This is a genomic window from Streptomyces roseoverticillatus (assembly GCF_000719265.1).
GTDB classification, from domain to species: Bacteria; Actinomycetota; Actinomycetes; order Streptomycetales; family Streptomycetaceae; genus Streptomyces; species Streptomyces roseoverticillatus.
The window spans coordinates 45,059-70,437 of record NZ_JOFL01000024.1 but is presented as its reverse complement, the minus strand read 5'-3'; the positions used below and the strand labels follow the sequence as shown (position 1 = coordinate 70,437).

The 25,379-nt window shown below is 69.0% G+C and carries 19 protein-coding genes and 4 pseudogenes; 11 read left to right on the top strand and 12 right to left on the bottom strand.

Annotated features, from left to right (window positions below):
* The first annotated feature begins 160 nt into the window (after nucleotides 1-160).
* Nucleotides 161-355: a hypothetical protein gene (locus IF61_RS36380; RefSeq protein WP_030368957.1), complete on the top strand. Its 195-nt coding sequence runs from the start codon at nucleotides 161-163 to the stop codon at nucleotides 353-355.
* Nucleotides 356-847: 492 nt separating this feature from the next.
* On the opposite strand, the gene IF61_RS0125975 is transcribed toward IF61_RS36380, so the two are convergent.
* Entirely contained in the window at nucleotides 848-1,267 is a 420-nt protein-coding gene (locus IF61_RS0125975; protein ID WP_030368956.1) for a hypothetical protein, read from the bottom strand.
* Nucleotides 1,268-1,495: 228 nt separating this feature from the next.
* Between IF61_RS0125975 and IF61_RS0125970 the strand changes: the two genes are divergently transcribed.
* Entirely contained in the window at nucleotides 1,496-2,158 is a 663-nt protein-coding gene (locus IF61_RS0125970) for a DUF4232 domain-containing protein (RefSeq protein WP_030368955.1), read from the top strand.
* Between the two features lie 438 nt (nucleotides 2,159-2,596).
* Here IF61_RS0125970 and IF61_RS0125965 read toward each other — a convergent pair whose 3' ends face one another.
* Both IF61_RS0125965 and IF61_RS32695 read right to left on the bottom strand, forming a co-directional pair.
* Nucleotides 2,597-3,682: a hypothetical protein gene (locus IF61_RS0125965; RefSeq protein ID WP_030368954.1), complete on the bottom strand. Its 1,086-nt coding sequence runs from the start codon at nucleotides 3,680-3,682 to the stop codon at nucleotides 2,597-2,599.
* 335 nt (nucleotides 3,683-4,017) lie between these two features.
* On the bottom strand, nucleotides 4,018-4,335 hold the full coding sequence (locus tag IF61_RS32695; RefSeq protein ID WP_043190731.1) for a hypothetical protein: 318 nt from the start codon (nucleotides 4,333-4,335) through the stop codon (nucleotides 4,018-4,020).
* Between the two features lie 327 nt (nucleotides 4,336-4,662).
* Here IF61_RS32695 and IF61_RS32690 point away from each other — a divergent pair, with 327 nt between their 5' ends.
* The 3 genes and pseudogenes from IF61_RS32690 to IF61_RS34570 form a co-directional block, all read left to right on the top strand.
* Nucleotides 4,663-4,860 carry a hypothetical protein gene (locus IF61_RS32690; protein ID WP_245684615.1) on the top strand — a complete coding sequence of 66 codons (198 nt, stop codon included), beginning with the start codon at nucleotides 4,663-4,665 and terminating at the stop codon, nucleotides 4,858-4,860.
* A gap of 270 nt (nucleotides 4,861-5,130) precedes the next feature.
* Nucleotides 5,131-5,751: a hypothetical protein gene (locus tag IF61_RS0125945; RefSeq protein ID WP_030368952.1), complete on the top strand. Its 621-nt coding sequence runs from the start codon at nucleotides 5,131-5,133 to the stop codon at nucleotides 5,749-5,751.
* 43 nt (nucleotides 5,752-5,794) lie between these two features.
* Nucleotides 5,795-6,064: pseudogene (locus IF61_RS34570) on the top strand (helix-turn-helix domain-containing protein); the annotation flags it as partial.
* A gap of 122 nt (nucleotides 6,065-6,186) precedes the next feature.
* Here IF61_RS34570 and IF61_RS0125940 read toward each other — a convergent pair.
* Together IF61_RS0125940 and IF61_RS0125935 are read right to left on the bottom strand one after the other, a co-directional pair.
* On the bottom strand, nucleotides 6,187-6,933 hold the full coding sequence (locus IF61_RS0125940) for a hypothetical protein (protein WP_157848671.1): 747 nt from the start codon (nucleotides 6,931-6,933) through the stop codon (nucleotides 6,187-6,189).
* A 719-nt stretch (nucleotides 6,934-7,652) separates the two neighbouring features.
* Nucleotides 7,653-8,885, bottom strand: coding sequence for a hypothetical protein (locus tag IF61_RS0125935; RefSeq protein WP_030368950.1), 1,233 nt, complete (start codon nucleotides 8,883-8,885; stop codon nucleotides 7,653-7,655).
* 215 nt (nucleotides 8,886-9,100) lie between these two features.
* Between IF61_RS0125935 and IF61_RS0125930 the strand changes: the two are divergent.
* The 4 genes and pseudogenes from IF61_RS0125930 to IF61_RS0125905 form a co-directional block, all read left to right on the top strand.
* Nucleotides 9,101-9,397, top strand: a pseudogene (locus IF61_RS0125930) (TerD family protein); the annotation flags it as partial.
* Nucleotides 9,398-9,491: 94 nt separating this feature from the next.
* Nucleotides 9,492-10,559 (top strand): hypothetical protein, encoded by a 1,068-nt coding sequence (locus tag IF61_RS0125925; protein WP_030368948.1) that lies wholly within the window; start codon nucleotides 9,492-9,494, stop codon nucleotides 10,557-10,559.
* A 117-nt stretch (nucleotides 10,560-10,676) separates the two neighbouring features.
* A complete protein-coding gene (locus tag IF61_RS34565) occupies nucleotides 10,677-11,105 on the top strand; it encodes a VOC family protein (protein WP_078660499.1) in 429 nt (142 codons plus the stop codon).
* A 968-nt stretch (nucleotides 11,106-12,073) separates the two neighbouring features.
* Entirely contained in the window at nucleotides 12,074-12,565 is a 492-nt protein-coding gene (locus tag IF61_RS0125905) for a DinB family protein (protein WP_030368947.1), read from the top strand.
* A 184-nt stretch (nucleotides 12,566-12,749) separates the two neighbouring features.
* Here IF61_RS0125905 and IF61_RS0125900 read toward each other — a convergent pair whose 3' ends face one another.
* From IF61_RS0125900 to IF61_RS37180, 3 genes and pseudogenes are all read right to left on the bottom strand, one after another.
* Nucleotides 12,750-13,214 (bottom strand): GNAT family N-acetyltransferase, encoded by a 465-nt coding sequence (locus IF61_RS0125900; protein ID WP_211264938.1) that lies wholly within the window; start codon nucleotides 13,212-13,214, stop codon nucleotides 12,750-12,752.
* 70 nt (nucleotides 13,215-13,284) lie between these two features.
* Nucleotides 13,285-13,797 (bottom strand): annotated as a pseudogene (locus IF61_RS34560) (transposase); the annotation flags it as partial.
* Between the two features lie 335 nt (nucleotides 13,798-14,132).
* A pseudogene (locus tag IF61_RS37180) lies at nucleotides 14,133-14,356 on the bottom strand (hypothetical protein).
* Between the two features lie 387 nt (nucleotides 14,357-14,743).
* Between IF61_RS37180 and IF61_RS0125885 the strand changes: the two are divergent.
* Nucleotides 14,744-15,541: a phytanoyl-CoA dioxygenase family protein gene (locus IF61_RS0125885; RefSeq protein WP_030368943.1), complete on the top strand. Its 798-nt coding sequence runs from the start codon at nucleotides 14,744-14,746 to the stop codon at nucleotides 15,539-15,541.
* 58 nt (nucleotides 15,542-15,599) lie between these two features.
* On the opposite strand, the gene IF61_RS37175 is transcribed toward IF61_RS0125885, so the two are convergent.
* Complete coding sequence (locus tag IF61_RS37175) at nucleotides 15,600-16,319, bottom strand: DUF4913 domain-containing protein (RefSeq protein WP_245684613.1); 720 nt, start codon at nucleotides 16,317-16,319, stop codon at nucleotides 15,600-15,602.
* A gap of 347 nt (nucleotides 16,320-16,666) precedes the next feature.
* On the opposite strand from IF61_RS37175, the gene IF61_RS0125875 reads away from it, so the two are divergent.
* Complete coding sequence (locus tag IF61_RS0125875) at nucleotides 16,667-17,806, top strand: FAD-dependent oxidoreductase (RefSeq protein ID WP_030368941.1); 1,140 nt, start codon at nucleotides 16,667-16,669, stop codon at nucleotides 17,804-17,806.
* Nucleotides 17,807-17,854: 48 nt separating this feature from the next.
* Here the strand turns inward: IF61_RS0125875 and IF61_RS0125870 are convergent, their stop codons facing one another.
* The 3 genes from IF61_RS0125870 to IF61_RS37495 all read right to left on the bottom strand — a co-directional run bounded on the left by IF61_RS0125870 (nucleotide 17,855) and on the right by IF61_RS37495 (nucleotide 24,740).
* Entirely contained in the window at nucleotides 17,855-18,133 is a 279-nt protein-coding gene (locus tag IF61_RS0125870; RefSeq protein ID WP_030368940.1) for an acylphosphatase, read from the bottom strand.
* A gap of 110 nt (nucleotides 18,134-18,243) precedes the next feature.
* Complete coding sequence (locus tag IF61_RS0125865; protein WP_030368939.1) at nucleotides 18,244-18,666, bottom strand: hypothetical protein; 423 nt, start codon at nucleotides 18,664-18,666, stop codon at nucleotides 18,244-18,246.
* On the bottom strand, nucleotides 18,663-24,740 hold the full coding sequence (locus IF61_RS37495) for an FG-GAP-like repeat-containing protein (RefSeq protein ID WP_052393038.1): 6,078 nt from the start codon (nucleotides 24,738-24,740) through the stop codon (nucleotides 18,663-18,665). Before IF61_RS37495 ends, IF61_RS0125865 begins: the two co-directional genes overlap by 4 nt.
* Nucleotides 24,741-25,379 lie beyond the last annotated feature (639 nt).

Below are 25,379 nucleotides of genomic sequence, written 5' to 3'. Positions count from 1 at the left end.
TCGCGGCCATGCGAGCGTTCCGTCTCCCGGACCCGAGGCTCACCGCAAGAAGCCGGCCCGGGTCAACGAGGTCTTGGAGGCCGCACGCCCCGACGCTCCCGGACTCTCCGCTGCCTGCCTCCACATGCTGATCCAAGCCTGCCCGTGGCCCACTCACGCGGTGACGTACGCGCGGATGATGCGCGCCGATTATGCCTGCCAGATCCTGCGCATACAGGCCAAGCGCCTGGCCCAGGCAACCGCCGACATCGCCGGTCCGAGCCCGGCCGCCGCCATCTACCCCACCCTTGCCCCCGGCCGGGCCCACGCGATGCGCGTCAACCACACTTACGGACACGGCGGCGCCCTGGCCTAACCTGGCCGCCTACGACGTCCACCACGCGAAAGTGTCGGCTGCACCGAACCCAAGACCGGCATCGGCCCGTTCATGATCCTGGCCACCCAGGTCATGAGCACCGAGCCCTACGCCGGCACGAAAGCGCGTGTTCTGGATCGTCGGCAACGGCCCCTCCCACCACGGCAAGAAGGCTGCCGACGGCTGACCAGCGCGTTCCCGAACGCGGTGATGGTCCACACTCCGGTGCACGCTTCATGGCTGAACCAGGTGGAGATCTACTTCTCCGTCGTCCAACGCAAGGTCGTCTCACCCAACGACTTCACCGACCTCGCCCAGGTCAGGGACCGGCTCCGAACATTCGAAGACCGCTATAACGTCACGGCACAGCCGTTCCAGTGGAAGTTCACCACCTCTGACTGGACGATCTACTGGCCAGACTCGACCGGCAGACCGCCGATCACCCAGGAAGAATCCTCCGCCGAGCCCCTACACGATCAACCCCCGAAGGACTTACGAACTCGACCACTTAGGATCGGCATACATCTTCTCGACCTCCACCAGGTACCCGTCCTCTCCGTCACCGAAATACTTCTTTGCCTTTTCGGAAACGGCTCCGAGCTGGGCGGTGCTCTCGACGGTAATTCTTGCGCCCACGGCATCGATGAAGTCCCCGATCTCGTACTCCGGGCGGGCTTTTCGCCCCCCGCTCCCCTCTGTCGTTCGATTCACTTTGCCGACCAGGCCGTCTGCGGCTTTCGTGCGGATGCTCAATTCGGCATCGCCGGCGCCGCCGGCCTCCTCGAGGAGGCTCGTCACGTCTTCGTAGACGGCCGGCTCCACCTCGTTCTGCAGCCTCATGCCGTGGTCGTCCAAGGCGTCGCGGTCGCTGTCCTCGATGGAGGCCCCGAGCGCTCGCACCGGGTCGTCCACCTTGGCCTGCTCGACGTATGCGTTCTTGCGGGACCTCCCCTCGGGGCCCGTAGTTCGAGGAGGAGGGACGGGTGCGGGCGGTGTGTCACGCCCGGCTGTGCATGTAACAGGCATGTACTAGAGAGTGGTTGGGCGGAACGGTTCGCCGGGCCGGATGCATCCTGGTGATCAGAAACACTCGCTCGTACCGAGCTACCGGCGCCCCCGACCGATATTGAGGCAGAACCGATGCGCGTTCACAAGCTCACCTTCGCCGCCCTGGCCATTGCCGCAGGTCTCTCGCTCACGGCCTGCCAGAACGACGATGACGGCACGGGACAGAGCACCCCGTCGTCGGCGTCCTCCACGTCTTCACCGGGCGGCGGTTCAGGCTCGGGCGGTTCGGATCAAGGCGGCGGGAAGGACTCCGCCGGGAAGAGCTCCGGCGGGAAGAGCACGGCCGCCGGGACCGGCTCCAACGAGAACGGCAAGGTCGCCAAGTGCCGGACCGACGGGCTGGAGATCACAGCGAAGGACAACACCATCGACGGCGATCCCGATGGCACCGTCGCGGTGCAGCTGAAGAACCGCGGCGGCCGCAACTGCACGATCTCCGGGTACGCGGGCGTCGACCTGAAGACCAACGCGGGATCGCTGTCCGCGAAGCGCACTGGTGAGCAGGCCCCCACGACCGTCCTCAAGAACGGGCAGTCGACGGCCTTCAGCATCAACTACCCCATCAACAAGTCGGGTGGCTCCGGCGTCCGCATCACAACGCTGCTGGTGACCCCGCCGAACGAGACCAAGACGGTCACCCTCCGCTGGCCGGGCGCCGCCACGCTGCCCGTCACGGACAGCGCCGGCTCCCCGGTGAAGGTCGGCCCGATCGGAAGCGCCGGCCAGGGCGGCTGATCCGCACGCCCTTCAAGGACGGCGTCACGTGCTCCGTCGAACACACCTCAGCCTGCACCGTCGACCATGGGGCAGAACGTCGCGCTCCACCGGCCGGCTCAACGCTCACCGGCCGACTGAAGCACTGCGTCACACACACTGCGACAGAGAGCTCCAATCGGCTGGCAGCGAGCATTGAGCAGTGGACTCGGCCGTTGAGCGCGGAACTGCCCGGCGCAACTTGTGCTGCGTACCGGACCTGGCTGACTCGACGCGCTCGATGTCACGATCGGCGTCATCTACCGGCCGGCGCTCGTGCACGTCGCCGCCCGGCTGAGCACGCTCCTCGGCCGACCAGCCTGGCACCCGCACCCGCATTGGGAGCGGCACCGGGAGCGGATCGGCGGCTGGATATTCATCGCCCTCGGGGTTGAGGTGGCCTCCACCGAGCAACGCCCGCTAGGACCGCGTCGCCCTCCCGCACTCGTCCCCAGAGGATTCGCCCCGCCCGACCGGCGCGCTGCGATCGTACGGATCAACTTCCGTCCCGGCTCCGGCTGGCCGGCGGTCCGTGCCGAAGGGCGGGGTGAAATAGCCCGTGGGGGCGCCGCAGCCGCCGTTGGTCATGTCGTACTTGTACGAGACGATCGAGAACGTACCCGGCTCGGTGATCACCTTGTCAGGGTCGTCCCAGCTCAGGACCAGCTCGCGCCGGACGATCGTGCGCACGATCTCGTCGCCGCCGCCCGCGTCCGCGCGGGTGACCGGGTAGACAAAGGTGACGTCGCCGGTCACCTGGAGCGCGCCGCGTTCGCCCTCCCGGTAGGTGAGCCGGCCCCGGGTCTTCACGACATCGCCGACCAGGCGGGTGCGGGAGGGCTGGAAGCGGCTGAAGAGGAGGAGGGGGTCGTTCTTCTCGCTCGGGGTTCGGAAAGCGGTTTTCAGAAGGTCTTGGACGTCCTTCTGGTGCGGGTTGATCAGTGCAATCGCCTTCTCAGGGCGCTCGCCCCGCAGCACCCCGCGGTCCAGGCCGGACGCGACGAGGAAGTCCCGGCTGCGGGCGAGGGCCCGCTCGACCTCGGCCGCGCTCATCCAGCCGACCGCCCCGGCCTTCGGCACGGTGATCCCCGCCGCTCCGCTCGCCCAGTCCGCCGCCGGCGAGCCGCGGAACGGCTCGTCCATGGTGGGGCGCTGAGCCGCCTCCGCCGGAGGTACCTGAGGCGGGCGGGCCGCCAGCGGCGGGGAGTCAGCGCCGGCGAACAGGTCCACTATCCGCTCCGGCGCGAGCGCTACCACCAGCAGCACCAGGGAGGCCAGCAGCCCGACCACGTACCAGCCCGTGCGCCGTTTGGGCCGCGCGGGCGTGTAGCTGCGCCAGCCCACCGGGCCGCGGCCGGGCTCCGCGCTCAACCGCTTTGCCACGTCGCGGGCCCGCGCCGACGGCTCCTTGGGCGCGTCGGCGGCACCCGCCACCGACTCGCGCAGAAACCGCTCCCACTCCTCGTCGGACCTGGACGAGCCGTCCGGCTCCGTACCCGCACCCATTCTCAACCCCCTGGCAATCAGCAGTCCGCGGCCCACTCCCCTGGGACGCGTCCGCATAATGACACAGAGTGCTGACAGTGAGGCCGGCCGGGCGGACGGTGTGGGCACGCCGCCCTTTCTTAACCGGGCAGCTGAAGCGCTCAGTCACAGTGCGGTCCGGGGCCCCGTCCATGGACGGACGATCACAGCTCGATGTCGGTCCGCTCCACGTCGGTGAACTCCACTCCGAGGCCCTCGGCGGTGCCGACGATCCAGGCATGCGTGTCGCGGCTTTCAGCCAGCGTCCGTTCCAGCTTCGGCAGGAACTTCAGTGCCTCCGTCAGAGGGCCAGCCTCTTAGGCGCCCTCCGGGCCGAGGTGCTTGGCCAGGTGGCGCAGCGGTGGGTTGATGGTGCGGTAGCGGACGGTCAGCTCATCCGCGATGGTCTCGGCCTCGGGCCGGGCCTGCACGCTGACGGTGCGCGCGGCCTGATGCATGGCGGTGATGTCGAGCAGGTCGCAGCCGCCGCGGACGTCGCCCTCGGGGGCGGCGGCGGTGTGGCTGAGGGTGATCCACGCCTCGCGCAGCATCAGGGCGGTGGCGTCCAGGTCGCCCAGGGTGCGCATGCGGTGCTTGGCAGCCGGGTTCGCCGAGGTGCGGGCCGGGTCGGACATCAGCAGGTCGAAGACCTCGAGCGGCCTGCGGGAATGGCGGACAGGTCCCAGGAGTGGGCGCCGAGCTTGTTCAGCTCGGTGAACCACTTGATGGCCTTGCCCGTGCCGGGGCCGGTGATGCCGCGCGGGGAGCGGCGCAGCCGGTCCAGTCTGGGGGCGGCGGCTGTCCTCGACGGGCAGCAGCGCGGTCAGGGCGGGGGCGGGTTTTCATGAGGGCGCTTCCCGCCGGGCGGGAAGCCATCACCAGATCTTTACCGCGGCGCCCGGCAGGCGGGCCGCCACAACAGCCCGAGACGGTAAGCCGCCGTCCTGTGCACCCTCCCGCCCATGGACCACGAACCCGTTCACGAAGACCTCTGCCCACTGTGCCTCCGGCCGCTCCGACCCGAGTACCGCCGCACCCGACCCTCCGGCCAGCAGAACCACCCGGCCCGCGTCCGGTTCTACTGGTACCGCTGCAACGGCTGCGAGGCCGCCCGACTCCAGCAGTTCGCGGACATGGTGCGCGCCCTCTACGAGACCTGATCCCGGCCGTGCGAATGCTGCACCCGACCACATGAGCCCCACCCGCCCCGTAATCGCACTGCAACCGACTCCATCGTCATCAAGCGCACACCAGTACACGAATCCCACGACAGCCCACCACTGTTGCGCTATCGGTCAAGTGGGGCGGCCTGCTGGCGGCCCACCCGAAGGTCTTCCGGGACGAACTGTAAAGCGTGTTCCGAAACTCAGCGGCGCGCCCATACCAGTCCCGGATCGGGCCATGTCAGTGGCTGGTGCCAGGATCCAAGAATGCTGATCAAGGGATACGACGACGGACCGCTGGTTGCAGGCGAGTCACTACTGCCTCGCCCAGGTTTCTGGTCGAACTACCTCATGGCGATCTGCGGCGACGCGTCGGGGGCTTCGGATCCTGTTCCGGGGTGGTTCGGCGATGACGGCGCCGATGCCGATGCCTTGTCCGAGGTCCTCTTCAATCCCGAACGCTGGCCGGTGTTCCGGGTGGCGGCTGAGGGCGGTCCTGGAGTTGTGGTGATCTACCGCAACCTGCTCGGTGACTACAGCACTGACTACCTCCTCACCCATCCAGGCCAAAGTCACGCCCAGCACGTCGCCAGTCGGGAAGGAGACCTTTCGGGGACCGGGCTGTCGTGGGACGAACTGATCCGCATCGCCGACACCCCGGCCACGGGCGAAGGCGTCAAGGACTCGGCCGCCCGCCTCCTGCTGGTCCTTCCCCTCCTTACCGACCCGGACCTGCCAGATGCAGCCCTGGCAAGGCTGGCCTCCGCCCTGACTGCGGCCGGCGCGCCCCAAGACACTGCCTTCACCACGGCGGAGCACCTGCTTGCCCATCTCACGAGAAGTTCCCACCACGATCCGACGTGGAAGTCTCCTCTGAGCGGCAGCTGAGAGACAGACCGAGCCTCAGGTCACCCCATGGAACGATCTTGGAATGCCTGTTGTGATTACAGCATCGAAGTCTTCCTGGACAGCCCCGTTCACCGGGCTGAGCCCGCGCCAGTTCGGCAAGCTGCTGACCGCGCTGCGACGTGAGGGTGCAAACGTGGCCTACTGGCGGACGTACTTGACGATGTGGCAGCTCGCGCCGCTGTTCAGCGTCTCGAAGTCTGCAGCGCACCGGATCATCGACCACCTTGGTCCGCTGCCGGCGCTCCAGCCACGCAAGCGGTTCGCCAAGGACGCCGTGCTCATCGTGGACGGATGGGATCTGCATACGAGCGGATTACAGGTAGAGACACGGCCGTCCAGACATGATCACTCGCCCGGAGACAGCGAAACGTTTCATCGTCCGACTCAAGCCCCACCCGACCCGTCGGGCACGGCCTAGGTAGCCGCGCTTGTCGTCACACAGTCCGCCACGGCTTGCGCCGCCTGGGCGATGAACGGTGCCGGCAGTTCATCCGACGTCCACGGTGACCAGTCGTCCCACTCCTGCTCGGCGATCTCTTCCACCCGGTCGGCAGCCTGGGACGGCCTCACCCCGGGAAGTTGCAGCGCTGCCGCCGTCCAGCCGATCAGCTCGTTCACCTCAATGTACTGGTACCACTCTGCGTCGTCCCAGCCAAGTCTGTCGGCGTGCCGGGCCCACGCCCACCGCAGGGCCTCAGCAGTAGCATCGGCAGCCCGTTGCCGTGCTGTTCCCGTCCCCGTTCGGGCGGCGTGCTCGGCGTACCTCACCAGGTCCAGCGTGGCGCAGAACTCGAATCTGGCAAAGAAGTCGAGGTTCTCGGCGATGGTGTGACGGAAGGCCCTGCCCCGGCCGTGGCTGCTCGAGGCATCCAGCCATGACCCCAACGGGGACGACCACCCCCTGTCGTGTGGGGGCCAGTGGAAAGCAGGGCGGATCACGGCGTCGAACCAGCCCTGGATGTAGGCGTCACGGGCGGCGACGATCGCATGAACGTCGGCGTCAGTCGCCGGTTTCTCCGGGGCTATGTGACCCCACTGCGCCACAAGCGAACGTTCCACTGCAGCTCTCACCGCACGGTGAAGATCGTCCTGCCGGGAAGGCTGCGCCCACGGCAGAAGGGCGGGATAGCAGGCAGTAAAAGGATCTTGGTAGTTGTACACGGGCAGAGCCTAGCTAGCCGTGTCCGTGCTCCTCGCATTCTGACGCCCATGCATCCCAGCCAGCGGGACACTTGGGCCGGCGCCGGTCGGCTCGCTGGTGTTTTCCGTATATGTGCAGGTGGGGGCGGGGAGCTCAGATGGGAAGCAGGCGACGGGTTGACGATCAGGTGGCAGCCGCCTATCTGACCCATCGGGCAGTCCTTGAAATCCGCAGCATGGCCAGGCGCCGCGAAGCGCTGAAAAGCTGGCCGGACGATGACTACGTCGCCTGCATCGCTTGGCTTGCCGACCTCGTGCACAACATTGCGGCCGGGGTACGGCCAACGCGTCGGTGGCCGCCGTGGCGTAAGGACAAGCGCCCGATGCACTGGGCCTGGAACGTGGCGGGAGCAGCCGGCCGAAAATGGATCTCGGCGACATTGGAGAGGGAAGGGTTGGACTGGACTCCCCCACCTCTCGTACGGCTCGACGGCGCCGACACTGACCCTGACGCTTGACCTGTACAGTCCCGGAGCCGATCACAAAAACGCGACCGGATACCGTTGGGCAGCCGGTCAGGGGTGTCTGCCAACGGACACACCGACAATCTCGCGCGCTTGTTGGGATTTCCCTTGTAGGGGATTCCTCGTCTGGACGGGGTGGCGCCCTTCAGGTGCCGATACGACAGTCGGACAGGCCGGGCCCAGGACAGTGGGCCCGGCCCGGCCCCGTTCCGGTGGTCAGCGGTGGAGTCTGATGCGGTAGACGCGCCGCAGGCCCGGATGCTCGGCCAGGCACCAGAGTCTGCCCGCGTCGTAGCTGAGGTCCTCGGGGCCGATGGCCAGCGTGCCGCTCTTCTCCGGGCGGCCCTTACGACCCTGGTGCAGCCACAGCCGGCCCGCCTTCGGGGCGCGGGCCCTGGCGTCCTCGGGGCCTTTTCTGCCACGGACGTTGGCCGCGTAGTAGGCGTCGTCGCCGACGGCGACCGCGCCCTGGACGTAGGACTCGGACGTCCAGGTCTCGTCGGACTGCCCGTCGGTCAGGTAGCCGGCCGGGCTCAGGTTCCAGCGCACGACCCTTCCCCTGCGGCCCTCGAGGAACTCGCTGACGACGAGGGAGTGGGGTTCGTTACGGCGGGTGCGGTCCAGTGACAGCTGCGAGTGCCGCAGCGTGCTGCCGCCCTGGTTCTCGTAGAGGTGGTGCAGGGGGAGGATGTAGTCGTAGCCGAACGCCTTGCGCTTGTCCTCGCCCTTCACCTTGACCATCCGGGCGAGGTCGAAGGCGCTCACCCCGCCCTGCTTGAAAGGCGCCAGTCGGCCGGGGAGGTTGGCTACGTAGAGGAAGTTGCCGACCCAGGCCACGCCACCCGCGTGCATGATCACCGGGTTGAAGGTGGCGGTGTCCGAGCCCTGCAGCTGGCTGGGCTCGACCAGGAGAACGTGCCGGTAGCGCGGCCGCTTCGGGTCGCCGGTCACATCGATGAAGCTGATGCGTGCGCCCCGGTTCTCGTAGTTCTCGTAGCCGTACCAGCTGACCGCGACGACCTTCCGGCCTCCCACCGTGCCGCCGTAGCCGTCGACGCTGGTGCTGATCCCCTGCGGATACCACTGAGCGGTATTGCCGTCCAGTTTGCCGTGCGGGTCCTTGGTGTCCGGGTCCCAGGAGAAGCCGTAGTCGAAGCGGGTGGGTTCGGCGCCCTTGCCGGCCCCGTCACGCCAGTCGCCTACCGGGCCACCGGTGCGCTCCGGCTGCCGCAGCACGTCCCTGACCAGGTCGGCGGGTTCCAGGCGACGGCGGAGGGTGTCGGCCGCGGCAGACCAGTTGCGGTGGTACTGCGACGGGCTGAGCCGCATCGCAAGGGCGAAACCGCCGGGCGCGGCATGTGCCGCGGACGGTACGAGCAGGCCGCCGGCGGCTGCGGCCAGGGGCCCTGCGGCCAGACCGCGCAGGATCGTTCTTCGCGTGGAGTCCATGCCCAGGCACCGTAGGGGCGGAATGTTCCATTCGGTACGGGAGGGACATCGGCCGCACCCGACGCCCCGGCAAGCCCGCACCGCTCTCCCTGCCGTCTTGCCGTGCTGCGGCGCTCCGGCCCGTACGGCAAAGGGACCCCCTCGTCCGGAACCGCAAAGGCGCCGGGCACACTCTGTGTGTGTTGTAGTCCCCTGCACAGATAGTTGCTCCACACATGATCACGCTCACCAAGGAAGACGGCCCGGCAGACCTGGACGGAGTCACCCACCTGTCCATCGGTGTGTCGTGGGACCCCACAGCCGGCGGCAGCGACGGTGTCATGGGCATGCTTCGCCGCAAGGCCGGCACGGGCCTCGACCTGATAGCCATCGCCATGCAGGGCTCGGACCCCGTCCGCCTGGCCGGCCTCGACTCCCTCAACCCCATGGGCAACGGCTCCCTCGCCCACAGCGGTGACAACCAGACGGGGAAAATCAAGCAGGGCGACGAGCACGCGCTGATGCGCTTCGCCATCAGCAAGTAACACGCTGTACGTGGCGCGTGCCGCGTAGTACGTCCCTGGGGCCCGGCGGGCTCTGCTGAACCACATATATATGGGGGTTGATGTGAGCCAGGCGCTCTACAGCGAGCGGTCGTGGAACCCGCTGGCACGAACCGTGGAGCTCACCGATACCGGCCTGCGCCGGGGCGGCAGCACCACGCCGCTGGGCGAGCTGAACCTCGGCGCCATGGCCGAGGCGTTCCAGCGCGGCTGCTGGCTCGGAGGCGGCGGAACGGAACGCCCGCTGGACCGGCTGACGGACGGGGCCGGTGTCGTTCCGGTGACACGTCTCACCGGCACCACCATTCTGGTGAAGGTCCGGCAGGCCGCCGAGTTCTCCCGGGCTTTGGGCGAGCTGGCGGTACGGCAGTGCGGTGGACCGGTGCACGTGGCCGCCCTGGCTGACAGGGCTCGCGCCGAGGGCGTACCGCTGTGGATGGCGCGTCGGGTCGCGCCGGGGCCCGCCGGGCCCATCACCGTCGCCGTGGACCGGCGCCTGGTACGAGCCGATGTGTGGGGACCGTACGCCCCCGTCGTACGGATCCGGGCGCCGCACGGCTTCCACCGCGACTCCCGCAACCCCTCCGGCGGCCTGCACCTCACCATCGGCGACGTCAACGCGCAACTCGTCCTCAAGAAGAAGCTGCGCAAGTCGAAGAGTTCGGTGGAGGCACGGCTGCCCGGGCAGCAATGGGTGCTGCGGCGGGAGAACGCGGTCAGTTCGTGGCTGCTGCGCAACGAGCAACGCGTCGCCCTCCTGACGCGTCCGCCGCGCCGGCCGGCGCTCGAGCCGGGCACGGTCCTGCTGCCGCTGGCCCCCGTACAGCATGAGAGCCCCGACCCGCTGGACGCCGTCATGGCCCACGTCTTCGCCGTCGCCTTCGGGCTCGGCGACACGACGGGGCTGGCACGGTTCCGCGCCGAGCGGCGCCCGGCGCAGGGGGCCGAGCCGGTCGCCGCCGACGACAGCTGGGACCGCCCCTGGTTCACCAACCTCGGGAAGGGGGACGAAGACAACGAGCCCGGCGGCAACGACGGCTGGGGCGCGGACGGCGGGGACGGCGGCGACTCCGGTGGGGGCAGTGACGGGGGTGACAGCGGGGGCGGGGGCGGTGACGGTGGTGGTGACTAGGACCCGACGGGGCAGACTGATGCGCGCCTTCTCACCCCCAGGGTCCGACGGGGTCGCGGGCGGCTCCCCCGGGGAAATGAGCGGCAGAGTCTCAAGTCCCCTTGGTACGGTGCAATGATGTCAGCGATCAGGAAGTTCCAAGTCACCTTTGATTGCGCAGAACCTGAGCGTCTCGCTCGTTTCTGGTGCGAGGTGTTGGGGTACGTCGTACCGCCGCCACCAGAAGGGTTTGCCACTTGGGATGATTTCAAGCGTTCACAGCGACCTGAGCAGCGGGATTCGTGGTTCGCCTGCATAGATCCCTCAGGTGTGGGTCCGCGACTGTACTTCCAGCGCGTCCCCGAAGGAAAGGCCGCCAAGAACCGGGTGCATCTTGACGTGCGGGTCGGCACCGGACTCGTAGGTGAAGAGCGCCTCGCCGCACTTGAGGCCGAATGCGCACGACTGGTCCCGCTCGGCGCAGTACATGTGCAAACGCTGTACGACGGCAATGATTCGTGCATCCCGATGCTGGACATCGAGGGCAACGAGTTCTGCATCGACTGAGCACACGGGGCGGGAGTCGTCCTGTGAGGGCACCTTCACCCCCGCCCACGCCGACTACCGCACCTGGCCTACGTAACCCGCCCCGGCGCACCCCTGGCCACCGAAGCCAGCCTCATCACCCAAGCCGGACACCCCGGCCTGCACCCTGCCTGACCGGTACAACCAGTACGGGCAGCAGCGCCGCTGCGCCGCGGGCAGTGGCATCAGCCATCTGCCACACCCGCAGGCGTCTCCCCGACCGGAAGCGGATGGAGGTGCCTGAGGAACAGCTCGTTGAACGCCTTGTCGTAGAACGCCATGCGTTCCGCACGCGTCTCGGTCTTCCCGGTCCGGCGCACCTTCGCGAGGTCCGGGTCCTTCGTGCTGCGCTGGTAGCTGGTAGCTGGTGCCTTATTTCTCACGGAACAGCCCTACGGCCTCCATAGTCGCGGCCTGGCGGATCCAGCGGCGCCCGGCGGTGTCCCGACCCATCGAGTCCATGGTCCCGGCCAGGGCATGGACACAGTGCACCAGCTCGTGCGCCAGGGTGACTTCGGGGGCGCTTGTCCGTTGTCGTCTGTCGTCATCGACCGTGGGCGGGTCGGTTGCCGGGATGGACTCGCGTCCTCCGGCGAAGTAGAGTCGGGTTCGGCGGGACCTCTGCGGCAGCCCGGACACTAAGTTCCGAGGAGATGCCGGTCTCGTCGTCTCTGTGGCCCAGATGCTGGTCGTCGACGACACCCCTCTCGGCTGGGGATCCTGGTCGACATCCGATTCGTGTTCGACACCGAACCGATCGACTCGGCCCACTTGCCCGTAAGCAAGCGAGATCATCGACGCCTGCCGGCCGGCTCCTGGATCCGGCGTCGTCGCCCGCCACGTCGAAGCCGTGCGACATCGCCTCGATGCGGCCATTCGGCCGGAAACACCGAAGGCCCAATCGGCCAGAGCCGTGAACTCCCCCGCTGTCCACGAAGGGAACACACGACATGAACATCCCGACCCGTATCACCGACTGCCCCGAGCGCCAGATGCTCGAATACATGCTCGACCACGCCCGCGCCGAACTGATCGACACGGTGCGCGGCCTATCCGAAATAGAGTCCCGCCGCCGTCTCGTCCCGTCCATGACGACGTCGATCGGACTGGTCAAACACGCCGCGTTCGCAGAAAGGAAGTGGTTCCAGCACATCTTGGGACGTTTGCCGGAATCCGAATGCGACGGTTCGATGGCGGGCGAAGCCAGTTTCGTCGTCAGCGACCAGGAAACGGTCGCCGACGTGATCGCCGAATTCGAGCGCGCCAGCAGCCGCGCACGAACGATCGCAGCGAACATCGACCTCGACGCCACCCGGCAGCACCCTGCCTGCGGCACCGTCAGCCTGCGATGGATCTACCTGCTCATGATCCAGGAATTCGCCCGCCACGCCGGCCACAGCGACATCCTGCGTGAGCAGACCGACGCCACCCGTCAAACCTGAACCAGATCGCCAGACGGTGCCCTTCTGGTGCGCTTGGATCAAGTTACTGAACTTGATTGGGTGATGTCGGGCCCGTTCGCCAGACAGTGGGCTGACCGATGCACGCGGCGAAAGAGAGTCACGCATACTGGCCAACGTTCTCCGGCTCGACGCCTGCCACCGTCCGCACCGACAGGTGGTCAGTTCACCGTGCTTCCAACAACTCGGTCGGAGGCTGGAATCCGGATCGGCGGTAGAGCGGGACGCTGCGTTCGGACGGCCAGACGATCAAGACGTCCATGCCGCTGCCCTGCGCATGCCTTCTCAGAGCTTCAAGAAGGGCTTCCCCGAACCCTCGATTGCGGTGTTCAGGAACCACGTAGAAGTTCGTGACGTAGCCGACCGGGGTGTTGTCCTCGTAGGGCTCCGGCACCCTCTCCACCAGGTGGAGAAAGACATGCCCACAGATCTCGCCGTCGCTTTCGGCGACCCAGGCCAGCCAGCGTTGGCTCGCGAGCCGCTCCCGGATCCAGTCCTCAGCGTGCTTCACGGGCCGAACCGGCTCGGAGAGGTCCCCGTCATGGTCCTCTTGCTTGAATGCCCAGCGCAGACGGGCCAGGACTGGAGCATCAGCCGCGTCAGCCTCGCGCACATTGACGTCAGTGATCATCAGGCAAGTCTCGCGCACCCCGTGTTGTCGCGCTCCCAGTTTTCCGGGCCCAGCCCCTGCAGTCTCTCGGTCAGCCGTCCATGATCAGTCCGGTGGCGGCCGGGCAGCCGTCGACCAGGTCCGGGTGGTACTGGATCTGCTTGAGCCGGTGCTTCACGGCCCTGGTGATCTGGCCGAGGTCGGCTGCGGCGAGGTTGCCGATGTCGCGTTTGACCAGCGACCAGATGCCCTCCTGCGGGTTCAGGTCCGGCGCATAGGTGGGTAGCTGGAACACTGTGAGCCACTCGGCGTTCGCCTCGATGAACTCGCGCAGCGGCTTGGCCAGGTGGAGACGGACGTTGTCCCAGACCAGGACGATCGGTCCGCCGAGCTGGGTCCGGGCGCGGATAATCAGGTCGCGGAAGTCGCGCCAGCCGAAGCCCTTCGGCTGGTTCTTGCGGCCGTTGTACCCGCGGACGGCGTAGATCAGCCGGGACCGCTCGCCCGGTTTGTAGCAGGTCATGCCCGCCATCGACACTCGTCCGGAGCCTCGGCCGCGCACCCGGACGATGGGCGTCTGGCCGGCCCGGCCCCACCCGTCAGCACAGCCCGGTGATCCGCGAAACCATGGCCTGCGTCGGTATCTTCGGTATCGGCCCGGACATGGAACTGTCCGCGCCGCACGGCGCGGACAACGTCACCGAACTGATCGCCGACTTGCTGAGCGCGCTCGGCACGGAGCTGCGCAGACCGGGCATCCACGCGGTCGTCGTCCAGGGCGACGCTTCTTCCGCCCATGCCGGAGCATCCGGCCTACCAGCAGGTCATGGCGTTGTTCACCGCAGCCGGCACACCGACGTCCGGATGGCCCAGGCGTGCGACACGCGTCGCACGACCGACTGTACGGGAGTCCGGATCAACGAGGGCAACTACTCGCAACTACTCTTCGCCGGTGGCGAACAGCTCGAGATGCCCGCACTTGGGGCAGCGGAACGCCTCTATCTGCCGCCGGGGCCGGCCCATGCGCTTGGCACCCCCGAAAATCCCCGCTCCAACGCGCCCTCGATCCAGCGCGCGTACCCGCGCGAGTGCTGGCCGGCGTCCTCGATGAATCCCTCCACTAGACCGACGGTGCCGCAATGGGTGCACGTGTAGTTGTTCATCCCGTGAGTGTAGGAAGCGGCCAGTACGGACCGTGACCGTCGCCTTCTGCCCGGCTTGGATGGCGGAGGTCCAGGCCTACGGTCGGGGTACGCCTTCGCAACCTTGAAGCAGCAACCGGCTCCAGCCAAGCCGGGCCAACCCGATCCGCTGAGACGACGACTGACCCGCACCACATCACATGAAACCCGGCCCACCTCAGCCGGGACGAGACACCACCAGCCGGTGCGACACAGGGCTCTCGGTTGACCTCTCGCAGCGAAGATCTGAGCGATTCTCACTGAAGGCTGCCGGTCTCGGCTCGGCAGGAAGGGGCTCGGTGAACACCCGGCAAAGGCGGTGCGGAGAATGTCGGGTGATCGTCACCGGTGCGGCCGCACGATGGGGGCATGGATGACACGACCTTGGTATCCCGCTTCCTCCGCGACGGCTTCGTGAAGCTGAAGGGCGCCGTCGCGCCGCGCGTGGCCGCGGACTGCGCGCGGCTGCTGTGGCGGGAGACAGGCTGCGACCCGGACGATCCGGCGACGTGGACGCAGCCCGTGCACTGGGTTGCCGGCATGGCGCAGGGGCCGTTCGCCGCCGCTCCCAACTCCCCCTCCCTGCACCGCGCGTACGACCTGCTGGTCGGCGCGGGACGCTGGGATCCGCGCTACTCGCTGGGCACGTTCCCGCTGCGCTTCCCGCACGAGGAGGAGCCGGACGACGCGGGCTGGCACATCGAGGGGAGCTACCTGCCGGAGGGCGAGAGCTGGTACTTCACTAATCTGCGCTCCCGGGGCCGGGCGTTGCTGATGCTGTTCCTGTTCAGCGAGGTGGGTGAGGAGGACGCCCCGACCCGGATCCGGGTCGGCTCACACCTCGACGTGCCGAAGGTGCTGGAGAAGTACGGGGAGGACGGGGCGAGCGGGCTGGCCCTTGCGCCTGATCTGGTGGCGGCGTCCGACCACCGGCCGCTCGCCCTCGCCACCGGGTCCCCGGGCGACGTCTTCCTGTGCCATCCGTTCCTGGTGCACGCGGCGCAACCGCACCATGGGGTGCGGCCGCGCTTCATGGCCCAGCCGCCGCTGATGCCGGCCGCGCCGTACGAACTGGAGCGGCCCGACGGCGCGTACTCACCCGTGGAGATCGCGATCCGTCAGGGCCTGGGACAAGGCACCCCGGTCACCAGCCTTCGCCGACGGTGAGTTCGCCCTCCCGATGCTGACCTGCGTTCTGCGCGTCCGGCGGCTCTGAAGTCACGTTCTAGGCAGGGTTGGGGGCCACTGGGAGCTGTTCGAGCGGTGTCTGTGTGTGCCCCTTGGGCGAGCAGGCGGCGAACGGGCCCTGCTTGGGGTCCATCAGAACCTGCAGGTGCGGGTCGGCGTGCTGGACCCACCACGTGCTCATGCCGAGCATGGGATCAAGGCGCAGTTGCTCCCAGGCCAGCCAGAGCGCGGACAGCCGGGCCCCCGCCTCGGGATGGTCCCACCAGCGCGGGCACCATGTGGCGGACGTACCGTCCAAGGGGCGGCGGATGGTGTGGGCCAGGTAGCCGGTGACGAAGGCGAAGACGTCGGCGAAGTAGAACTCGGCCTGGTCACCATGGGCCTCCGCTACCGGCATGGGAAGGAACGAACGCGGTTCGCGCCGCGGCTCGGTCGGGGGGTACGCCTTCAGCAGCGAATCCAGGGCATCGTCACGGTATTCGATCTCCCACAGGATCCAGCCCTGAAGCTTCCTGCGCAGCTCGGCGACCTTGCCGTCGGTGACCTTGGCGTAGGCATTCGCTTCGATGCAGTCGACGAGTTGTTCCCTCCACTCATCCAACTTCCGGGCGTGATGGTCCTCCTCGTGCGACGACCGGGCGCCGGCCAGGAAGAAAGTCAAGGTCATGTGGTGACGACGCTTCCACGCCTCACTCGCTGCCTCGGCCGTGACCTGCGCCGCTACCCGCTGCGCATGCTCGATCGCTGAGCTGTCCATGAAACTGATGAGGCCTCTCACGCCGGGTAACGCTTTACCGGATTATATTGCCGCCCGCGGCGGCGATGGATCCCGCGCCGGTACCGCCGGTCTCCAGGGCTGCGCTGAATACGTGAGCCCGCCAGCGGACCGGAGTCGGGGCCGGGGCCGGTGTCGGGTGGTTGTCGGCGGTGGCCGGTGATCTGTCGGTGATCTGTCGATGGCTGCCCGGACATTAGGAGCTGATCGGCGCCGGGCCGTCAACGCACCGGCCACCGGCGTCGCATCGTCCCGACTTACTGGACGGCGCTCCCGGCGTGACCTGCCGGGTGTGCGCCCAGCCTCCACGATCAGGAAAGAAGCCCCCCATGACCACTGACGTCACGATCATCGGCGCCGGGCTCGGCGGCCTCACGCTCGCCCGCGTCCTGCACCTCCACGGAATACCGGCCACGGTCTACGAGGCGGAGCCCTCCCCGGCTGCGCGTTCGCAGGGCGGGATGCTCGACATCCACGACTACAACGGACAACTCGCTCTCGAAGCCGCCGACTTGATGGACGAGTTCCGTGGCCTCATCCTGGAGGGCCGCCAGGCGATGCGGATCCTCGACCCGGACGGGACCGTCCTGTTCGACAAAGCCGACGACGGCACGGGCGGACGCCCCGAGGTGCAGCGCGGCGAGCTGCGGCAGATCCTGCTCGACTCACTCCCGGCCGGCACCGTCCGATGGGGGCACAAGGTCAGGAGCACCCGTACCCTCGGCGAGGGGCGCCACGAGGTGTCGTTCGCCGACGGCAGCACCGTCGTCACCGGCCTGCTGATCGGCGCGGACGGCGCGTGGTCACGGGTCCGGCCGCTGCTCTCCACCGCCGCACCCGAGTACGTCGGCAAGTCGGTCGTCGAAACCTACCTGTTCGACGCCGACACCCGGCACCCGGCAGCCGCGAAAGCGGTCGGCGGCGGGTCGATGATCGTGCCCACGCCGGGCAGGGAGATCTTCGCTCACCGGGAACGGGGCGACACTCTGCACGCCTACGTGGGGCTGTCCGAACCGCAGGACTGGTTCGCCGCCATCGATTTCACCGATGTCGCCGCGGCCACCACGCGGATCGCCCAGGAGTTCGACGGCTGGGCGCCGGAGCTCACCGCGCTGATCACCGACGGCGACATCGCGCCGGTCCTGCGCCCCCTCTACGCTCTGCCGGCCGGGCACCGGTGGGACCGGGTGCCGGGGGTGACCCTGCTGGGCGACGCCGCCCACCTCTCGGCCCCGAACGGCGAAGGCGCCAACCTGGCCATGCTCGACGGCGCCGAACTCGGCAAGGCACTCGCCGCGCACCCTGGCGACATCGAGGCCGCGCTCACCGGATACGAGCAGGCCATGTTCCCCCGCAGCGCCCGGACTGCCACCCTTTTTGAAGGTGCCGAGGCCCACGGGACCGACTCCGGCCACACCACAGCCCACGACCTGATCGCCGCGTTCACCCGCCACGAGCAGTCCCGATAAGGCATTCGCCCAAGGTGTTCGCCTACCGTCCACGGCTTCGGCCGGACTCTACGGGCCGGTCGGGCGGACCTGGAAGCCGGTCAGTCCTTGCGGGGTTTCTTCCTCGGCCTCGACTCCCCGCACCTCGGCACGGGACGGCCCCTGGTGTACCCAGGCGACCATGCGCTCCACCTCTTCGGCGGGGCCTTCGAAGACCGCCTCCACGGTGCCGTCCGGCATGTTCCGTACCCAGCCGGCCACGCCGTGGCGCCGCGCCTCCTCTCGGCAGGTGTCCCGGTAGAACACCCCCTGGACGCGGCCGGAGACGACGACGTGCTTACGGATCACAGGGGGTCTCTCTTTCGGGTCTTTCGGAGCGGGCGGCAGGGCGCGGGCGGGGCTGACGGGACCTGCCTATCACGGATGGCCGCGCGCCCGGGCCCCGCCAGGCCCCACTACTACCGGTAGACCGCCTCCCTGCGCCCGGGATCACCGGCCACGTTGGCCACGAACAGGCCCATGTCGAAGTCCTCCGGCTCGGCGAAGGCCGTGGGGTCGTCCTCCGGGTCGGTCAGGGTGTCCGGGGCGGGGTAGGTGAGGGTGGTCGTGCCGACCGTCAGCAGGCAGCGGTCCGCGGAGCGTTCGTGCCGGATGTCCAGGCGGCCGTCGACGGCGACGTCCCGCTCCCCCAGCCGCAGGCGGAGGCCGCCGGCCGTGCGGTAGAACACGACCGGGACCCCGCCGAGCTCGCCGTAGTGACCGGCGGGCGCCTGCCCCGGGGGCGGGGAGCCGGCCCGCGTGCGCGGGCCGAGCTCGCCGCTCGCCGGGTCGAATGCGGCCGCTTCGCCGAAGCGGTCGAAGGACCGCACCATGATGCTCATTCCTGCTTCTTCCCCAGTCCGAGGTCCTGCCCGCCGGTGCGGGTCGCGCTCTCGATGATCTGTTCCCATGTCTTGCCCTTGGCGCGGAGCCAGTCGATCGTCGGCCCCAGCTTGTCACCGTACTTCTGCAGGTTGCGCTGGTAGATCTCGCTCCGCAGCGGTTCGGGGGTGAGGTCCTTGTACTTCACGCCCAGGTCGCGGCGGGCCTGGTGCAGGGTGCGCGCGATGGTCTCGGGGCTTGCACCTGCCGCTCGCATCGACGCGGCCTGCTGGGAGAGGCCCTCGACCTCGTTGATGTAGGCCTGGCGCAGCGGCGGCGGTCCGTCGCCGCCCTTGCCCGGCTTGGGCGGAACGCCCTCGGAGCCGAGGACACTGGTCTCCTCCTCGACGACCTTGCGCTGCCAGCCGCGCAGTCCGCCGAGGCCGACGAGGACGACCTGTCCGGCGAGTTCGTCGGCGGCCTTGCGGTAGACCTCGGAGAGCTCCTCGCAGCCCTGCTTGGAGAAGTGGTACGAGGCGCGGTAGAGGCTGTAGGCGGGGCGTATGGGGATGTATTTGTCGAAGAAGCCGCCTGCGCCGCCGTTCTTGCCGGTGAAGGCGTTGTAGAGGTCGCCGACGAACTCGAAGGGCATTTTCAGGCCCTTGAGGAAGCCGTCGCCAAAGACCTCGACGCCCTCGCCGAAGGAGTCGATGTGGTCGTTGTTCGGGTCGTCGGCCTTGAGGCCGGTGGGGTCGGTGAAGCGGGTGGGGGTGTTGTTGGCGTAGGCGTATGTCGAGACGTACGGATCGTGGACGGCTGCGGGTGCCGGGTCCTTGGCGGTGAAGCGGCCGGTGGCCGGGTCGTAGTCGCGTGCCCTGAGGTAGAGGCCGGCCGCCGGAGTGGTGGGTTCGGCGTAGCCGCCGGCGAAGGTGAAGGGGTTGGCGGGCGGGTTCTTGGCGATGTCGGTGCGCTCGGTCTCGCCGAACGCCCCGTAGGTGTAACTGCTCTGGGCGGCGCCCGCCGCGTCGGTGGTGTCGGTGACCGATCCGAGCTGGTCGTGGTGGTGGAAGAGGGTGCCGCCGGGGCCGGTCTGCGCCTGGACCTGGGAGAGGGGGTTGTACTGGTACTCGGCGCTCTGTGTGCCGTCGGCGTCGTACTCGGTGCCGGCGGTGGCGAGCGGGCCGTTGACGTCCCAGGTCGTGGTGCGCAGCCGCTTGCCGGCCTTGTCGGCCGTGACCCTGTTGCCGTCGGCGTCGTAGCCGAAGGTGTAGGTGCCGGATCCGGAGGTGACGGAGGCGAGGCGCCCGGTCGCGTCGTAGCGGAGGGTGTCGTCTCCGGCGCCGGTGCGGTTGCCGTCGGCGTCGTAGGTGTAGCCGCGGGTGGTGGATCCGGAGGCGGCCGAGGTGAGCTGGTCGGCGTCGTCGTAGGTGTAGGAGGTGGTGGTGCCGTTGCGGCTCCGGGTCTTGCGGTTGCCGACGGGGTCGTAGGTGTACGTGGTGGTGGCCGCGTCGGCGGCGGGGCAGGCGTCGGCCCGGGCGGTGGAGGCGCAGTCGATGAGGAGGCGGCCGGCCGGGTCGTAGGTGTAGTAGCGGTAGTTGTCGGGCTGTCCGGCGCGGGTGGTCGCGACCCGGGTGGGCCGGCCTGCCGGGTCGAGGGTCAGCTGCCGGCCGGACAGGACTGCGTCGCCCTTGGCGCTGACCACGGAGGTGAGGCGGCCGGCGTTGTCGTAGGCGCGCTTCTCGGTGTGGCCGTTGCCCGCGGGCAGGGTGGTGGTGCTGAGGTTCCCGGCGGGGTCGTAGTCGTAGGTGATGGTGCCGGCGGCGCCGGTCTGGGAGGTCCGCCGGCCGTCGGCGTCGTAGCCGTAGCCGGCCTTCGATCCGGAGGCCGCAGTGGCGGCGTCCGCCGGGTCGGTGAAGCGGCCCTTGCCGTCGCCCTTCCAGGTGCGCAGCCGGGTTCCGGAGGCGGCGACGATGCCGAAGCGGTCCGAGGCGCCGGTGCGGGCGAGGGCCGGTATGCCGTACGGGGTCCAGTCGTCGGACTGGAGGACGTACGTTCCGAAGCCGCCGGTGCCGTTGCCCGGGTAGAAGCGCAGCTTGTGGGCGGCGGTGTCGACGGCGAGGAAGTCCTGCTTGCCGTCGCCGTTGAACTCGCCCGGCACGAGGTGCATGGCGCCCCAGCCCGCCCCGAGGTCGGTGCGGTTGTCGAAGCCCCCCTTGCCGTCACCCGGGTAGAGGTAGAGGTGGCCGTCGCCGGGGTTGACGGCGAGGATGTCGGGCTTGCCGTCGCCGGTGTACTCCAGGAGCGCGATGCGGTAGCCGCCCCAGCCGCTGCCGAGGTCGGTGCGGGCGCCGAAGCCGCCCTTGCCGTCGCCGGGGTAGAGGTAGAGCCGGTTGGCGCCGGAGCTGACGGCCAGGAGGTCCGCCTTGCCGTCCTGGTTGAAGTCTCCGGCGGTCAGCGTCATCGGGCCCCAGCCCGCGCCGAGGTCGGCGGGCGCGGCGAAGCCGCCCTTGCCGTCGCCGGTGCAGCGCCACAGGTGGCCCGTGGCCTTGTCGACGGTCAGCAGGTCCGGCTTGCCGTCGCCGGTGAATTCGACGGTCAGGATCTGCTGGAAGCCGGTGCCGGTCCCGGTGAGTGTGCTGCCCGCGGTGAAGGTGCCGTCGGCGCGGCCGAGGAAGGTGCGCACGCCGCTCTTGGCGTCGGTGGCGACGATGTCGGTGATGCCGTCGCCGTTGAGGTCGCCGGTGGCGGTGAGGGCCGAGCCGCTCCAGTCGAGGGGCTCGGGGGCGGTGTAGTCGACGGTGCGGGAGGTCAGGTGCCCGGCGTCGTCGTAGGTGTAGCCGTAGGCGCCCTTGCCCGACCCCGGGGTGACGGCGGTCAGCCGGCCGGCCGGGTCGTAGGAATAGGCGCGGGTGCCGGTGGCGTCGGTGACGGACTTGCGGCGGCCGAGGGCGTCGTAGCCAAGGGTGCTGCCGGGGGTGTCGTCGGTGAAGGCCGTCGCGGTGGGCAGGCCGCGGGGATCGAAGGCGACGGTGGCGGTGGTGCCGCGGGCGTTGGTGATCCGATCGGCGTTGCCGTCGGCGTCGTAGCCGAAGGTCTTCTTGCGGCCGAGCGGGTCGGTGACCTCGGTGCGGCGGCCCGCGTCGTCGTAGGCGTAGCTGGTGGTGTGTCCCTTGGGGTCGGTGCGGGTGGCGAGGTCACCGGCGGTGTTGTACGTGTATGCGGTGACGGCGCCGTCGGGCCCGGTGACCTTGGCGACGCGTCCGAGTTCGTCGTACGCGGTCCTGGTGACCTTGCCGAGCGGGTCGGTGGCCGAGACGACGTGGCCGAGCGCGTCGTATGCGGTGACGGTGGTCCCGCCGAGCGGGTCGCGCACCTTGGTGGCGTTGCCGGCGTCGTCGTAGGTGTAGGTCGTGGTGAAGTCGGCCGGGTTCGCGCCCTGGGCGTTGCCCCGAGGGTCGGTCCGGGTGGCGGTGCGCCCGTCGTCGTCGTACGTCCAGGTGGTCTTGCGGCCCAGCGGGGAGGTGTCGCTGGTGCGGTGGCCGTCGGCGTCGTAGCCGTAGGCGGTCTTCTTGCCGAGCGGGTCGGTGACGGACTCCGTCAGGCCGGTGTCGGTGTACGTGTAGCGGGTGACCTTGCCGAGCGCGTCCGTGACCGTGGCGATGTTGTCGGTCGCGTCGTAGGTGGTCTTGGTGACCTGCTTGAGCGGGTCGGTGACCGATACGGGCCGGCCGAGGGAGTCGTAGCCGGTGGTGGTGACGGCTCCGGTGGGATCGGTGACCGTGGTGCGGTTGCCGCCCGCGTCGTAGCCGTAGCTGGTGGTGTACGCGGCGGCGTCGGCGCCCTGGGCGTTTCCTCGGGGCGAGACCTCGGCGATCAGGCGGTTGGCCTTGTCGTAGGCGTAGGTCGTCTTGTGGCCGAGGGCGTCGGTGACGGTCGTCAGATTGCCGTTGGCGTCGTACGCACGGGTGATGGCCTTGCCTGCGGGGTTGACGGTCTTGGTGAGACGGTTCTCGCCGTCGTACTCGTAGGCGGCGGTGCGGCCGGTCGCGTCCTTGACCGAGGTGAGCCGGCCCACGCCGTCGTAGCCGTAGACGGTGGTGTGTCCCAGCGGGTCCTTGGCGGTGCGCAGCAGGCCGCGGCCGTCGTAGGTGTAGGTCGTGGTGAAGTCGGCCGGGTTGGCGCCCTGGGCGTTGCCGCGGGGGTCGGTCTTCTCGGTGATCCGGCCGGCCGCGTCGTAGCGGAAGGTGGTCTTCTCACCGAGGGGCGTCGTCACGGCGGTGCGGTTGCCGGCCGCGTCGTGGTCATAGGTGACGGTCTTGCCGCGCGGGGTGCGCACGCTCGCGAGGGACCCGAGCGGGGCGTAGGTGTAGGTGACCGTCCCGCCGGCCGGGTCCGTGCTGGTCGCGAGCTGGTTGTCGGAGGTGTAGGTGTACTTCGATGTCTTGCCGCGGCCGTCGGTGTGGCTGGTGACGTTGCCGGCGCCGTCGTAGGTCCAGCTCTCGGTGTAGCCCGCGGACGCCGGGGCTTTGCGGGTGAGCATCCGCCCGGCACCGTCGTACGTCATCTCGGTGGTGTTGCCCAGCCGGTCGGTGATGGACACCGGGCGCAGCTGCCGGTCGTAGCTGTAGGAGACGGTCTTGCCGTACGGGTCGGTGCTCTCCATCAGCACGTTGCCGGAGTAGACGTCCGTCCAGACTCCGCCGTTGGGGTCGGTGACGTGGGACTCGCGCTTGTTGTCCCAGGTGAGGGTGGTGGTCTTACCCGCGCTGTCGGTCTGGGACTTCACCCGGCCGACCGCGTCGTAGGCGTTGGTCACCTTGCCGCCCTCGGCGTCGGTGAACGTGGCCAGGCGCTTGGCGCCGTCGTACGTGTAGGTGGTGGTCCTGCCGAGCTGATCGGTGGCGGAGGTGAGCAGGCCGCCGGTGTAGCCGTACGCGACAGTGGTGTTGTCGGGCAGCGCCGCCTTCGTCAGCAGGCCGGCGCCGTCAACGGTGAACTCGACGGTGCGGCCGGCCGTGTCCTTCACGGTCGCGGGGCGGCCGGACGCGTAGCCGATGGTCAGGCCGTGACCGCTCGCGTCGGTGACGGCCGTCAGCTGACCGGAGGCGTTGTAGGTGCGCCGGGTGTGGTCGATCGAGGTGAGGACGTACGAGGAACCCGGCTTGGCGAGCTTCAGCACCGATCCCGCGGGGGCGGTGTAGGTGCCGTTCGACAATGTGAAGACGACCTGGGCGCCGTCGTCCGTCTGGAGCGTGGCGCTGCCGGAGGCAAGGGTGAGCTTGCTGTCGAAGGGAGTGGACCAGCCGCGGCCGAGCAGCCCGGTGGCCGCCGAGTCGGAGCGGTAGTAGCGGTCGAGCGAGAAGGGCTTGCCGGCGCCGGCGAGGGTGGCGTCAGTGATCTTCTCGTAGTACATGCCGGTGGCGGTGTTGATGGGGTCGGCGCGGTGCTCCTGGGCGTAGCACGTGCACAGACCGGCCTGGGCTCCGGGGATGTTGGGGGTGTAGAAGGCCTCCACGAAGGGCGAGGTGGTGCCGCCGGGGCTGGAGGAGCCGTCGGTGGCGGTGAGGAAGATCCAGGCGTAGTACTTCTTGCCGTCCTTCAGGTGACCGTTCAGCAGGCTGGAAGTCCACCAGAAGCACTGATCGGCGGGGTAGGAGTTCTTGGGCCACCAGCCGTAGCACCAGGCGCCGCTCTCGAGGTACCGGCCCTGGGGATCGGCGTCGGCCTTCTTGATCTCCTGCTGGAGGACCGGCTTCTTCTCCTCGTCCATGACGTAGAGCCACATGCTGGAGAGCTTGGCGGCGTCGATGCCGGAGAACTTCACCTGCCCGCCGATGGACAGCATGCCGGGGTAGGCCGAGGCGTAGGCGGACACCCAGTCGGGATTGGGCGCCGTGCCTGCGGGCGCCTTGAGGCCCGGTGCGCCCCGGGTGCCCTTGGCGGAGGCTGCCGGGCCCTTCTGCAGCGCCCCGGCGGCAGGCGGGTTCTCGGGCGCCGCCGACCGAGCGGGCGGCTGGGGCCGGACGAACTCGCGCATCGGGCCGGTGCTGCCGCGGCGGGCGTCGAGCTGCTTGCGCCGCTCGGGCAGGGTCATCGGCCGGGGAGGCTTGGGCAGGTCCTTCGCGGTACGGGTCAGGAGGGGGTCCGGTACGGGGGGTGGTGCGGTCCGGCCCGGCACAGGTGGCAAGACCGTCCGGGCCCAGGCCGTCTCGGTGATTCCGGCCACGGCCAGGAGAGCGAACGTCAGGAGAAAGGACAGTAGCCGGGCAGCTCTTCGCTGCGCGGATCGCGTGGATCGCGTGGATCGTGCAGGCCGCTTAAGTCGTACAGGCCGCTTAAGTCGTGCAGGTAGCGTAGATCGCAACACTCGTCACACACCCCCCATAGGAAACACACAGATGCTCCCCACTTGAGCGAATCTTCACGAGGGGAGCCGAATAAATGCCCGAGAGTCGCTGGCGTGTGACTGCCGGGGCACGGTAAAGCGCAGGTCGTCGCCGTCAACGGCGTGCAGCGGCGGCCGCATGGCCGGATTTCGCCATAGCCCGGCTCTAGCCGAGATGACGTGGTCTCCGGGATCCGCGCGCACGTGAAGGACTCGCCTCGCGCTCACCGGGCACGCTCGGGCAGCGCCTGGAAGGCAGGGCGTCGACACCGGTTTCCGCCTCGGAACATCCGGTCCGGCGGCCAGGATGAGCATCGAGGGGCAAGAACAAGGCGGTACGCGCGATGC